This is a genomic window from Photobacterium sp. J15 (genome assembly GCF_963870815.1).
Classification (GTDB): Bacteria; Pseudomonadota; Gammaproteobacteria; order Enterobacterales; family Vibrionaceae; genus Photobacterium; species Photobacterium marinum.
The window spans coordinates 3,529,099-3,542,390 of sequence record NZ_CAWMUI010000001.1 but is presented as its reverse complement, the minus strand read 5'-3'; the positions used below and the strand labels follow the sequence as shown (position 1 = coordinate 3,542,390).

Sequence of the window (13,292 nt, the reverse complement as noted above, 5' to 3'; positions counted from 1 at the left end):
ACAAGATATTAAAAAAGCCGCTGATTCAGCGGCTTTTTACTTTATATAGATGCGACAGGCAATTAGCCGTTCAGAGCAACCTTGCTGTCTGCGCTATCCATGTCTTTCAGTTCAGCCAGCACTTCTTCAGCCCAGTCGATCCACGCCTGGCGGTTGTGGATACCGCGACGCAGTGTCAGACGGTCAAGGCGTGCCTGGCGGTCCATGTTTTTGTAATCAGCGAAATGAACTTTTTCCAGCTCGTGGTAGTGGTTCATCAGGGTGTGCGACTCTTCAATAAGCCCTTCAAGCTGCTGTTGCATTGGCTCAGAGTTGTAAACACCGCAAACCAGCAGTTTAGCTGAGAACTCATCACGGATGGTTGGATTACGAGCAGGCTCCTGGAACCACTCGAACAGCGCCTGGCGGCCAAGATCTGTGATTGAGTAAACTTTACGGTCAGGTTTGCCTTCCTGAGGCTCCAGCTTACAGGTTACCTGGTTGTTGGTAGCCATCTTGTTCAGCTCACGGTAAACCTGCTGGTGGCTGGCTTTCCAGAAGTAGCCGATACTGTGGGAAAATTCTTTTGTTATATCGTAACCGGTTGCATCGCGATTGCTCAGCACGGTCAAAATGACGTGTGGTAGTGACATCTCTTCTATCCGTTAAAATACTACAAATATAAAAAAACAATCAGACAGACGTTACCCTTCGCTCTTATGGCGTTTGTTATAATCGTCTTGTTGCAGTGCCTGATCGAGATCACGTAGCATACACTTCAATGTGATCTTTATCGACACTAATAAGTGATAATAATCATTTTGGACAACGGTCAATTGTTCATCTTGTGATGTTAGTCTATATCTCAATGCTTACGGCGCACTGCAATATCGCGAGATTCACTTTGATTCACAGTGCTTGTAACCAATTTAGACTATGCGACTAGTTACATTTCGTCTCAATATTGAGCCGGAGGCAAAATAATTATTGTTATGCCTATAGGTGTGTATCTGTGTTGTCCAAACGGTGTAATTTACCGTAAATAATACTAAAAAGGCCACCCAAAGAACGGGCGGCCTTCTTTATATACCTCGAAAGTATTAGTTGTCAGCGGTTAGCCGGTGTTGCGCATACCGGTAGCAATACCGGCAATGCTGACCATCAGAGCCTCTTCCAGCATCGGAGAAGGTTGCTCCTGCTGGCGGGTACGGTACAGCAGCTCGGCCTGAAGCATGTTCAGCGGCTCTACGTAGATGTTACGTAGGCGAATGGATTCCGCACCCCATGGATCCTGCTCCATCAGGTGGTCGCTGTTTTCTACATTCAGGACTGCCTTGATGTCTTTTTGCAGCTGATCGCGTAATTGCTGACCCAGTGGCCACAGTGACTTGTCAGTCAGGCGTTGGTCATAGTACTGCGCGATACCGATGTTGGTCTTGGTGTAAACCATTTCCAGCATGCCCAGGCGGGTTGAGAAGAACGGCCACTCCCGGCACATTTCTTCCAGCTGTTTGGCGTGGCCTTTGTCGATGGAATACTGGATAGCTTCACCGGCGCCCAACCATGCTGGCAGCAGCAGACGGTTCTGGCTCCAGGCGAAAATCCACGGGATAGCACGCAGGCTTTCTACGCCACCTTTTGGATTACGTTTGGCCGGACGCGAACCCAGCGGCAGTTTGCCCAGTTCAAGCTCAGGTGTTGCCGCACGGAAGTAAGGGACAAATTCTTCGTTACCGCGTACTACGTTGCGGTAGGCCTCGCAGGAAACTTCAGACAGCACATCCATCAGTTCACGCCAGCTCTGCTTTGGTGCCGGTGGCGGTAGCAGGTTGGCTTCCAGGATAGCGCTGGCATACAGGTTCAGGCTGTTGACTGCCACTTCCGGCAGGCCAAGCTTGAATCGGATCATCTCACCTTGCTCAGTTACGCGCATGCCGCCTTTAAGGCTGCGTGGCGGCTGAGAGAGCAGGGCTGCATGAGCCGGTGCACCACCACGGCCGATAGAGCCACCGCGACCGTGGAACAGGGTCAGTTTCACGTTGGCTTCTTCACACACATCAACCAGGGCTTCCATTGCGGCGTATTGTGCCCAGCCTGCGGCCATGACACCGGCGTCTTTGGCGGAGTCAGAGTAGCCGATCATTACCATCTGGAAGTTCTGGATGAAACCGCGATACCAGTCGATGTTCATCAGTTGGCGAATTACCGACTCGGCATTGTTAAGGTCTTCCAGGGTTTCAAACAGCGGACAGACATCCATGCGGAAGGTACAGCCGGCTTCTTTAAGCAGCAGGTGAACGGCTAGCACATCCGAAGCGGTACGGGCCATGGAGATAACATAAGCGCCTAAGGCTTCGCGTGGCTGCTCGGCAATCGCTTGACAGGTTTCTATAACTTCTTTGACTTCCGGTGATGGTTCCCAGTCGCGTGGCAACAGCGGGCGCTTGGAAGCCAGCTCGCGAACTAGGAAGGCAACTTTATCTTGCTCGCTCCAGTGGTCATAGTCACCTAGGCCAAGGTAGCGGGTCATCTCGGAAATAGCGTCAGAGTGGCGGGTGCTTTCTTGACGGATATCCAGACGTACCAGGTGGATGCCGAAACATTTGATGCGGCGCAGTACGTCCAGCAGCAGGCCGTCAGCAATGATGCCCATGCCACACTCATGCAGCGACTGGTAACAGGCGTGGAGCGGGTTCCACAGCTGATCGACGTGATCGATAATGCCGAAATTCGGTACCGCCAGTCCTTTGATTTTCGCATCCAGCACATCACGGGTATTGGTCAGCTTGGTGCGGAGATCTTTCAGAATGGCACGGTAAGGTTCATGTTCGTGGCCGGCCAGTTCGCGGACCTGAGCATTACACTCGACCATGGATAGCTCGCTGACCAGCTCCTGGATATCAGCCAAGTACAGGTCTGCCGCTTTCCAGCGTGACAGAAGCAGTACTTCACGAGTGACATTAGACGTCACAAACGGGTTGCCGTCACGGTCACCGCCCATCCAGGATGAGAACTGAACCGGAGCGGCATCAATCGGCAGGCTTTCACCAAGGTGATCCGTCAGCTTTTCATCAAACTGACGCATGAATTCCGGTACAGCTTGCCATAATGAGTTTTCAACCACGGCATAACCCCATTTGGCTTCATCAAGCGGGGTCGGGCGTTGTTTACGGATCACGTCAGAATGCCAGGCCTGGGCAATCAGCTGTTCCAGACGTTGTTCAGTGCGGTGGCGCTCACGGTTAGACAGTTCGCTCAGTTCAAGCTTGGACAGGCACTTATTGATTTGTACCAGCTTGTGGATCATGGTGCGACGGGCAATTTCCGTCGGGTGCGCTGTCAGAACCAGGTCGATTTTCAGATCACGGACAGCCTGGATTGAATCTAACTGGTTGATGTCGCTGTCTTTGAGTTTGCCAAACAGCGCATCGACCGCATCCGGTTTGCAGATGTGTTCTTCACAGTGACGGGACACCGTGTGGTACTGCTCGGCAATATTGGTGAGGTTTAGGAACTGGCTGAAAGCACGAGCAACAGGTAGCAGCTGATCGTCAGGCAGGTTCTGCAGTTCATCAATCAGCTTCTGGCGATCATCCTGATTTCCTGCGCGGGCAGATTTAGATAGTTTGCGTATGGCTTCCACTTTTTCCAGCAGTGGTTCGCCATGCGCATCTTTGATGGTATTACCCAGCAGGTGGCCGAGCATACTGACATTGCTTCTTAACGCGCTGTACCTTTCGTTCATATCGCTTCCATCTCGTAATTTTGTTACATCCAATTCACTATATGTTAGTGACAATCTATCCGTGATCCCACTTTCAGGTCAACTTTGATTACATTTACCGATAAGAAATCGAATCTACATTGATTTTTGTCATGATATAAGAACCAAACTGTAACAAAGTTTCGTAAAAACGAGTCACCAAAGACACGAAAAGCCAGTGTCTACGCGCCTTTCCCTTGCTTTTTTCGCTTGTTACACCTTTCTCATTCCTTTCTTTGCTTACTCCGTTTAGCAACTTTTTTCACATTTGCTGTTGACAGGGTATAAAACAGACGGTAAACATAATAATGCACTCAGGGTGAATAGAAATTTAATTTCGTTTTGCTCTCGAATGCGAAATGATACAGTCAGTCCAAAGCATAGATGAAAGACGGTAATTGTAGGAAGTCATTAACATGAACCAGGCGAGCATTCACAATCTGAATTCCCTCCGACGACGCTAAGTCTCATTCGCCTGGTGCCACTGTGCGCCCCATCTTCTGCTGCACCTGCAGCACATTCACAAACAGTAAGTTTTACCACTAACTCGCTAACAACTAGCAAATCACAAGACGGAACTAACTATGTTGAACACCCTGATTATCGGTGCCAGCGGTTACACCGGCGCAGAGCTGGCAAAAATGGTGCACCTGCATCCCCACCTTAATCTTGCCGGGCTGTATGTTTCGGCGCAGAGCCTGGATGCCAATAAACCTATCAGTGAGCTGCATGGCCAGCTGAAAGGCATTGTTGATCTGCCGCTTCAGCCACTGGTTGATGTGGCTGCGGTGGCCGAGAGTGTCGATATCGTGTTGCTCGCGACTGCCCATGAGGTTAGCCATGATCTGGCCCCGACTTTTCTTGCCGCGGGTTGTCAGGTGTTTGATTTATCCGGGGCGTTCCGGGTTCAAGGCGACAGTTTTTACAGTGATTACTACGGCTTTGAGCATCAGCATACCCACTGGCTTGAGCAGGCGGTTTACGGGTTGGTTGAGTGGAACAGCGATGCGATCAAGAATGCTCAGTTGGTTGCGGTGCCCGGCTGTTATCCGACAGCTTCACAGTTGGCACTGAAGCCACTGCTGGAAGCCGGACTTATCGACAAGGCGCAGTGGCCGGTGATCAACGCGGTCAGCGGGGTATCCGGCGCCGGGCGTAAAGCCACACTGACCAACAGTTTCTGCGAAGTCAGCCTGCAGGCCTACGGGATTTTTAATCATAGGCACCAGCCAGAGATAGCTTCTCACCTCGACTGTGAGGTGATCTTCACTCCCCATCTCGGCAATTTCAAACGCGGCATCCTGGCCACGATAACAGCCAAACTTTTACCCGGTGTTGGTGAGGAGCAAGTCGCTGCCGCTATGGCCAAGGCCTATCAGCACCAGGATGAGCCAAATGCCGTCAGATTACTCGGCGAGCAGGCGGCAAGTATCCAAAATGTTGTTAATACTTGCTTTTGCGATATTGGCTGGCTACTACAAGATCAGCACATCATTTTAACATCAGCTATTGATAACTTACTGAAAGGTGCATCGTCGCAAGCGGTGCAGTGCATAAATATTCGAAATGAATTCCCGGCGCTGACGGCGTTGGTTTAGGAGATAACACCATGAGTCAGGTTCCTTTGGTTATTAAGTTAGGTGGTGCTGTGCTGTCGTGCACTGACACGCTTGAGAAGCTTTTCAGCGCGATTGGCGAGTATCAGGTCAAGGCCCAGCGTCCATTGCTGCTGGTTCACGGCGGCGGTTCCCTGGTTGATGAGCTGATGACACAGCTGCAGTTTGAGACTGTAAAAAAAGAAGGGCTCAGAGTAACACCGAAAGAGCAGATCCCTTTGGTTGCCGGGGCGCTGGCTGGGACGGCAAACAAGGTTTTGCAGGGACAGGCGATCAAATCCGGTGTTGCAGCGGTTGGCCTTAGCCTGGCTGACGGCGGCCTGTGTCAGGTTTCTGAGCTGGATCCGGAGCTGGGCGCGGTGGGTAAGGCAACGCCCGGAAACAGTGCCCTGGTCAGCCAGATCATGGCTGCGGGTTATTTGCCAATCATCAGTTCCATTGGCCTCGACAGTAACGGCGAGCTGATGAACGTCAATGCCGATCAGGCAGCGGTGGCTGTTGCGGCGACCCTGGATGCTGAGCTGGTGTTGCTGTCGGATGTCAGCGGGGTACTTGACGGTAAAGGACACCTGATTGCCAGCCTGACTGAGCAGGAAGCGGAAACGCTGATCACCCAGGCGGTGATCACCGACGGCATGGTAGTCAAGGTTCGTGCCGCGTTTGAGGCCGCCAAAGCCCTTGGCCGTCCTATTGAAGTGGCAACTTGGCGTTACCCGGACAAGCTGGCGAACCTGTTTGAAGGTCAGAGTATCGGTACCCGGTTTTCGGTTTGATTCTCAGTTTGAATTTTATCCGGTGGGCTGAATCGCGCTGCCGGAACCATAAAGATTAATTAACCATTTTTGCAATGAATTTCGCCTGTACGGGATGACCGTCGAAAAGGCAGTGAGGAGAGCATTATGAGCAAGGTAAGTAAAGTCGTATTGGCCTATTCCGGCGGTTTGGACACATCAGCCATCATTCCCTGGCTGAAGGAAAATTATGACTGTGAGGTAGTTGCCTTTGTTGCCGATGTCGGTCAGGGCGACGCTGAACTGGAAGGCATTGAGGAGAAAGCGCTGGCATCAGGGGCATCTGCCTGTTACATCGCTGATCTGAAAGAAGAGATGGTAGCGGATTATATTTACCCGAGCCTTAAGACCGGTGCGGTTTATGAAGGTAAGTACCTGCTCGGTACCTCGATGGCTCGTCCTATCATCGCCAAGGCTCAGGTTGAGTGTGCACTGGAAGTGGGTGCCGATGCTCTGTGTCATGGTTGTACCGGTAAAGGGAACGATCAGGTGCGTTTTGAAAGTGCTTACGCTGCACTGGCTCCCCAGCTTACTGTCATTGCTCCGTGGCGTGAGTGGGATCTGCGCAGCCGTGAAGCTTTGCTGGATTACCTTGCTGAGCGTGATATTCCGTGTACGGCTTCACTGGAAAAAATCTACTCGCGTGATGCCAATGCCTGGCACATTTCAACAGAAGGCGGTGTGCTGGAAGATACCTGGAATCAGCCGAACGAGCTGTGCTGGGTATGGACCAAAGATCCTGAAGAGGCACCTGAAAAGCCGGAAACCGTATCGCTTATTGTGGAAAAAGGCGAAGTGGTTGCCGTAGACGGTGAAGTCATGTCTCCGTTCAATGCCCTGACTTACTTGAATGAGAAAGGCGCAGAGCACGGTGTCGGCCGTATCGATATTGTTGAGAACCGTCTGGTCGGTATGAAATCCCGTGGTTGTTACGAAACCCCGGGTGGCACCATCATGATGGAAGCGTTGCGTGCGGTTGAACAGCTGGTGCTTGATAAAGAATCTTACGAGTTCCGTCAGAGCATTGGCCTGAAAGCCTCACACCTGATTTATGACGGTCGCTGGTTCACACCGCTGTGTAAGTCTTTGCTGGCTGCGGCCGATGAGCTTGCTCAGGATGTGAGCGGTGAAGTTGTAGTGAAACTGTATAAAGGTCAAGCTACTGTGGTTCAGAAACGCTCGCTCAACAGCCTGTATTCGGAAGAGTTTGCGACCTTCGGTGAAGATGAGGTTTATGACCACAGCCACGCAGAAGGGTTTATCCGCCTGTACTCGCTAGCCAGTCGTATTCGTGCGTTAAACGAACAGAAGAAAAAGCAATAAAACACTAATGAGCAAGTTGAGTAGCGAAGTATAGGAGAAGTGCCATGGCATTATGGGGCGGACGATTCAGTCAGGCAGCTGACACCCGGTTTAAGCAGTTCAACGATTCCCTGCGTTTTGATTACCGCCTGGCGGAGCAAGACATCGTTGGTTCTATTGCCTGGTCAAAGGCATTGCGTCAGGTTGGTGTCCTGACGGAGGAGGAGCAGCAGAAGCTGGAGCTGGCACTGAATGAGCTCAAGCTGGCGGTAATGGAAGACCCGCAGCAAATTCTCCAGTCCGATGCCGAGGATATCCACAGTTGGGTTGAACAGCAGCTGATCAGCAAAGTCGGGGATCTGGGTAAGAAGCTGCATACCGGTCGTTCCCGTAACGATCAGGTGGCGACTGACCTGAAATTATGGTGCCGCCAGCAGGGCCAGCAGCTATTGCTGATGCTGGATAAACTGCAAAACCAGTTGGTAACGGTAGCCCGAGATCATCAGGGAACGGTACTGCCGGGTTATACCCATTTGCAGCGTGCCCAGCCGGTGACGTTTGCCCATTGGTGCCTGGCGTATGTTGAAATGTTCGAGCGTGACTACTCGCGCCTTCAGGATGCACTGCACCGTTTGGATACCTGTCCGCTCGGCTCCGGTGCGCTGGCCGGAACTGCGTACCCGATTGACCGGGAAATGCTGGCTCACAGCTTGGGTTTCCACCGTGCCACCCGTAACAGTCTGGATTCGGTTTCGGACCGGGATCATGTGATGGAGCTGTTGTCGACGGCCTCAATTTCGATGCTGCACCTGTCACGGATGGCAGAAGATCTGATCTTCTACAACTCCGGTGAGTCGAATTTCATCGAATTGGCCGATACCGTGACATCTGGCTCATCACTGATGCCGCAGAAGAAAAACCCGGATGCGCTGGAGTTGATCCGAGGTAAATGTGGCCGGGTTTACGGTGCCATGACCGGGATGATGATGACGGTTAAAGCTCTGCCTCTGGCGTATAACAAAGATATGCAGGAAGACAAGGAAGGGCTGTTCGATGCCCTGGATAGTTGGAATGACTGCATGGCAATGGCGGCGCTGTGCTTTGACGGTATCAAGGTCAATAAGGACCGGACGCTGGAAGCAGCGATGCAGGGCTACTCGAATGCTACTGAACTGGCAGATTACTTGGTTGCCAAGGGGATACCGTTCCGTGAAGCACACCATATTGTAGGTGTTGCTGTGGTGGCAGCCATTGATAAAGGCTGCGCGTTGGAAGAGTTGTCTCTTGAGGAAATGAAGGCGTTTTCGCCGGTAATTGATGAGGATGTTTATGCCATCCTGACGATCGATTCCTGTCTTGAGAAACGTTGTGCTTTGGGTGGTGTAGCTCCGAATCAGGTCGATTATGCGATTGGTCAGGCGGAGAAGCGGCTGGAGAAACGGTACTCGCCGGGTGTTAAGGTGCGTGGTGCCCGCTTGACAGATCTTGATGCAATTGAAGGGATGGTGGCTTACTGGGCCGGATTGGGCGAGAACCTGCCTCGGATGCGTAATGAACTGGTGCGTGATATCGGCTCGTTTGCCGTTGCTGAACACCATGGGACTGTGACTGGCTGTGCATCGCTTTATGTTTATGATTCCGGCCTGGCCGAAATCCGCTCGCTGGGGGTCGAGGCCGGCTGGCAGCATCAGGGGCAGGGCAAGGCGATTGTCGATCACCTGATTGAAAAAGCGGATCAGATGGCGATCAAAACAGTCTTTGTGCTGACCCGTGTTCCGGAATTCTTTATGAAGCAGGGCTTCACGCCGACATCAAAGTCGCTGTTGCCGGAGAAAGTAATGAAAGACTGTGAGCGCTGCCCGCGTCAGCATGCTTGTGATGAAGTGGCGCTGGAAGTGCGACTGGATCAGGAACAGCAAATTCGTGTCGTGAATGTAGCCTGACGGAGCTGGCGCAATCTAAAAGTTGCAACAAAGTTGAACAATATCAGGCCGGTGACTCGCAGACGCGGGGCATCGGCTTTTTTCATCATTAAGCAACTGAAAGTGAGATGATGTGAAGGGCTGCTTATGGCGCAGTTTGCTGCTGGCGGTTTTTTTTCTTCATCCTGAGTGCAAGGGCAACGACGAAGTGGGCTAACAGTAACAGGCTGAAGCTGGAGGCAGCAAAGAGCAAAGTAATGGACTCAACCATTCTCGGGGTGGGTAAATAGAAGTAGAACCAGGCTCCCCAGCTGCACAGGCTCAGCACTGTCAGCTGGATCATGCACTGACGGCAGCGGCCGAGTTTTTGTCTGATCAGGTTGGTTGCTTTGCAGTTGCGACAGCCCATTGTGGTTCCTTGTTGCCGATGAATATTGGCTGTTGATGATTGTAACGAAAAAAGCCCTCCGGGAGGAGGGCATAATCGCTAGTGCAGGAGAGTGATAATCGTGTCTTTGTCTTTTGAACCTTCTGACCAAAGCGCTTGGCTTAGCAGCCCGGGCCACAGTCAAGACAGTGTTTGATCATTTCCGGGCCCAGATGCAGTTTGGCATTCAGATCGCGTAGTGCAGTGCGGACACCTTCTTCAATAACCGGATGGTAGAAAGGCATATCCAGCATTTCGGCTACCGTCATCTTGTTCTGGTGCGCCCAAGCCAGCAGGTGCGCCAGGTGTTCGGCATTCGGTCCCATCATTTCTGCTCCCAGGAAGCGTCCGGTACCGTGCTCACCGTAGACACGCAGCAAGCCTTTGTTGCGCAGCATCACTCGTGAACGGCCCTGGTTTTCAAATGAAACTTCACCGATTTCAAAGCAGCCGCAGGTTCCCAGGCGCTCGGTGATTTCCTTGTAGCTTTCACCGACCATCGCCAGTTGCGGATCAGAGAAGACCGCTGAGATTTTTGAGCGGCGCAGGCCGGCTCGGATATCCGGGAAGCGTCCGGCATTGTCTCCGGCAATACGACCCTGATCGGCTGCTTCGTGCAGCAGTGGCAGCTGGTTGCTGGCATCACCGGCAATGAAAATCGAATCAACCGATGTTTGCAGGGTAAAGTGATCAGCAACCGGGACACCGCGTGCATCCAGCTCGACAGCGGTATTTTCAATAGCCAGTTTATCGACATTCGGGCGACGGCCGGTGGCTGCTAGTACGTAATCGACATTGATACTTTTCAGCTCACCGTCTTTACCCAGATACTGGATTTCAACTTTGTCGCCCTGGCGCTTCATGCTTTCGACTTTAACGTCGGCATCGAGATAGAACTCTTCATTAAAGGTCTTGTCGGCATAAGCCATCACTTCCGGGTCGGTGAGCGGGCCAACTTGGCCTCCGATACCGAACATTACCACTTTCACGCCCAGTCGTTTCAGTGCCTGACCTAGTTCCAGGCCAATAACGCCAGGGCCGAAGACTGCGACAGATTCCGGCAGATCATCCCAGTTGAAAACGTCATCGTTGATGATCAGGCGATCGCCGAGTTCATTCCATACCGCCGGATAAGCCGGGCGGGAGCCGGTTGCAATCACAATGCGGTTAGCGGTGATTTGGGTATGGTCATCAACCATCAGGGTATTGTTGTCGAGGAATTTTGCATAACCGACAATTTTGTCTGCAGCCGGAATTTCATCTACCCCTTCCAGAACAAAGCCGACAAAGCGGTCACGCTCGCGTTTAATTCGGTCCATCACTTCACGGCCGTTAATCACGATTTCGCCTTGCGGGTGGACACCAAATCCCGGTGCCTTTTCGATCTGGTGAACGCTTTCTGCTGCCGCGATTAACAGTTTGGACGGCATACAACCGACGCGGGCACAAGTGGTGCCGTATGGGCCGCCTTCAATCATCACAACGCTGTCGGTATGGGCCTTGGCTGCACGATAAGCGCCAAGTCCGGCAGTACCGCCGCCGATAACGGCAACATCAACATTCAGGGTTCTCATTTCACTCTCTCCAATCAGGTCTTCTTTTAAGGGCTGTGTATCCGGTTAATTTGGCGGGGCTATGTTGCCCCGCCGTTTTTTAGTTATGTGGATTAGCCTAGGTATGCTTCCAGTTCTTCGCTACCACCGATGTGCTTACCACCGATGAATACCTGAGGTACGGTGCTGTGGCCAGATACTGCACGCAGGCTGACAGTTGTTGCATCTTTGCCCAGAACCACTTCTTCAAACTGCAGGCCTTTGTCAATCAGGTTCTGTTTTGCTTTGGCACAGAATGGACAACCAGGTTTGGTGAATACAGTGATTGATTCCTGTAGTTTGTGCTCTGGTGCGATGTACTGAAGCATAGTATCGGCATCAGACACTTTGAACGGGTCGCCTGGTTCTTCGTTTTCGATGAACATCTTCTCGATAACGCCATTTTTCACCAGCATGCTGTAGCGCCATGAACGAGGGCCGAAGCCTAGCTCTTCTTTGTCTGTCAGCATGCCCATGCCTTTAGAGAACTCACCGTTACCGTCTGGGATGAAGGTGATGTTTTCAGCTTCCTGATCTGCTTTCCATGCATTCATTACGAAGGTGTCGTTAACAGAGACACACAGGATGTCATCCACACCGTGCTCAGCAAATACTGATGCCAGCTCGTTGTAACGAGGCAGGTGGCTTGATGAACAGGTTGGGGTGAACGCGCCCGGCAGGCTAAATACCACAACAGTCTTGTTGGCAAACAGCTCGTCGGTTGTGATGTCTACCCACTGGTCGCCCTGGCGAGTGTGGAAAGTAACTTGTGGGATTGCCTGGCCTTCTTTAGATGCGAACATAATCTTTTCCTTTAATAATCTTGTTGATATTTAATGGGTTGTTTCTGTCAACCGGAGCTTACTCTTCACAGCTCCCTTTTGATGTGATGATTATGTCGTTTTCGGCTTGATAGCTCTAATCGTTTGAAACTATAGTATTGATAGTTTAAACCTATTAAAAACAGGTGAGCATGAATATCCGGGATCTTGAATATTTGGTAGCGCTGTCTGAGCATCAGCATTTCAGAAAAGCTGCAGAGGCGTGTTTTGTCAGCCAGCCGACACTGAGCGGCCAGATCCGCAAACTGGAAGATGAGATGGGTGTGGCCCTGCTGGAACGTAGCAGTCGCCGGGTGCTATTTACCGATGCCGGGCTGAGCCTGGTAGCCCAGGCGCAAAAAGTGCTGATGGAGATAAAAGTCTTTACCGAGCTTGCCAGCCAGCAGGGGGAGGCTATGGCCGGGCCGCTGCATATCGGTTTTATTCCGACGGTCGGCCCTTACTTGCTGCCGCACATTATTCCCTTACTCAAGGAAGCTTTCCCGAAGCTGGAATTGTTCCTTCACGAGGCCCAGACCCATCAGTTAGTTGAGCAGCTGGAAACCGGTAAGCTGGACTGCATTATTCTTGCGGCGGTAAAAGAAACTGAGCAGTTTAAGGAGATCCCGCTTTATCATGAGCCGATGGTGCTGGCCGTACCGGACGAACACCCCTGGGCCGGACAGGAAGAGCTGGCAATGGAGGCGCTTAACGGTGAAACCCTGCTTATGCTAGGTGATGGTCACTGCTTGCGAGATCAGGCTATGGGATTTTGTTTTGCCGCTGGAGCCCGTGAAGATGGCAGCTTCAAGGCGACCAGCCTGGAGACGCTGCGTAATATGGTGGCAGCTGGTAGTGGCATCACCTTGCTGCCTAAGCTGGCAACACCGGGGGAGAAAAGCCGGGATGGTATCAGCTATATCAAGGCGTGTGAGCCGGTACCTACCCGGTTGATCACTCTCGCTTATCGTCCGGGCTCTCCACTACGGGCTCGCTATGAAAAAATAGCCCAAACAATCCACGACCATTTGGCTGAACGACTGGCACTGGAATAAGCCTGAATAAATAGAGCAATAAGC

At 51.9% G+C, this 13,292-nt stretch carries 10 protein-coding genes; 5 read left to right on the top strand and 5 right to left on the bottom strand.

The features are described 5' to 3' along the window. Positions 1–62 precede the first annotated feature (62 nt). Both AACQ93_RS15895 and ppc read right to left on the bottom strand, forming a co-directional pair. Positions 63–632, bottom strand: coding sequence for a PadR family transcriptional regulator (locus AACQ93_RS15895; protein WP_007469317.1), 570 nt, complete (start codon positions 630–632; stop codon positions 63–65). 461 nt (positions 633–1,093) lie between these two features. Further along, positions 1,094–3,724: a phosphoenolpyruvate carboxylase gene (gene ppc / locus AACQ93_RS15890; RefSeq protein WP_064606152.1), complete on the bottom strand. Its 2,631-nt coding sequence runs from the start codon at positions 3,722–3,724 to the stop codon at positions 1,094–1,096. A 602-nt stretch (positions 3,725–4,326) separates the two neighbouring features. On the opposite strand from ppc, the gene argC reads away from it, so the two are divergent. From argC to argH, 4 genes are all read left to right on the top strand, one after another. Continuing rightward, the gene (gene argC / locus AACQ93_RS15885) at positions 4,327–5,340 is read left to right on the top strand and encodes an N-acetyl-gamma-glutamyl-phosphate reductase (RefSeq protein WP_064606150.1); all 1,014 of its coding nucleotides are present in this window, start codon (positions 4,327–4,329) and stop codon (positions 5,338–5,340) included. An 11-nt stretch (positions 5,341–5,351) separates the two neighbouring features. Then, on the top strand, positions 5,352–6,131 hold the full coding sequence (gene argB, locus AACQ93_RS15880; RefSeq protein WP_007469311.1) for an acetylglutamate kinase: 780 nt from the start codon (positions 5,352–5,354) through the stop codon (positions 6,129–6,131). Positions 6,132–6,257: 126 nt separating this feature from the next. Continuing rightward, positions 6,258–7,472 (top strand): argininosuccinate synthase, encoded by a 1,215-nt coding sequence (locus AACQ93_RS15875; protein ID WP_064606148.1) that lies wholly within the window; start codon positions 6,258–6,260, stop codon positions 7,470–7,472. A gap of 44 nt (positions 7,473–7,516) precedes the next feature. Continuing rightward, complete coding sequence (argH, locus tag AACQ93_RS15870; RefSeq protein WP_064606146.1) at positions 7,517–9,394, top strand: argininosuccinate lyase; 1,878 nt, start codon at positions 7,517–7,519, stop codon at positions 9,392–9,394. Between the two features lie 124 nt (positions 9,395–9,518). Here argH and AACQ93_RS15865 read toward each other — a convergent pair whose 3' ends face one another. From AACQ93_RS15865 to AACQ93_RS15855, 3 genes are all read right to left on the bottom strand, one after another. Beyond that, positions 9,519–9,782, bottom strand: a complete 264-nt coding sequence (locus AACQ93_RS15865; RefSeq protein WP_064606144.1) for a DUF3624 domain-containing protein — start codon at positions 9,780–9,782, stop codon at positions 9,519–9,521. A 140-nt stretch (positions 9,783–9,922) separates the two neighbouring features. Then, positions 9,923–11,374, bottom strand: a complete 1,452-nt coding sequence (locus AACQ93_RS15860; RefSeq protein ID WP_064606142.1) for a dihydrolipoyl dehydrogenase — start codon at positions 11,372–11,374, stop codon at positions 9,923–9,925. A 92-nt stretch (positions 11,375–11,466) separates the two neighbouring features. Next, positions 11,467–12,195 (bottom strand): glutathione peroxidase, encoded by a 729-nt coding sequence (locus tag AACQ93_RS15855; protein WP_064606140.1) that lies wholly within the window; start codon positions 12,193–12,195, stop codon positions 11,467–11,469. 170 nt (positions 12,196–12,365) lie between these two features. On the opposite strand from AACQ93_RS15855, the gene oxyR reads away from it, so the two are divergent. Continuing rightward, on the top strand, positions 12,366–13,268 hold the full coding sequence (gene oxyR / locus AACQ93_RS15850) for a DNA-binding transcriptional regulator OxyR (RefSeq protein WP_064606138.1): 903 nt from the start codon (positions 12,366–12,368) through the stop codon (positions 13,266–13,268). The last annotated feature ends 24 nt before the right edge of the window (positions 13,269–13,292 follow it).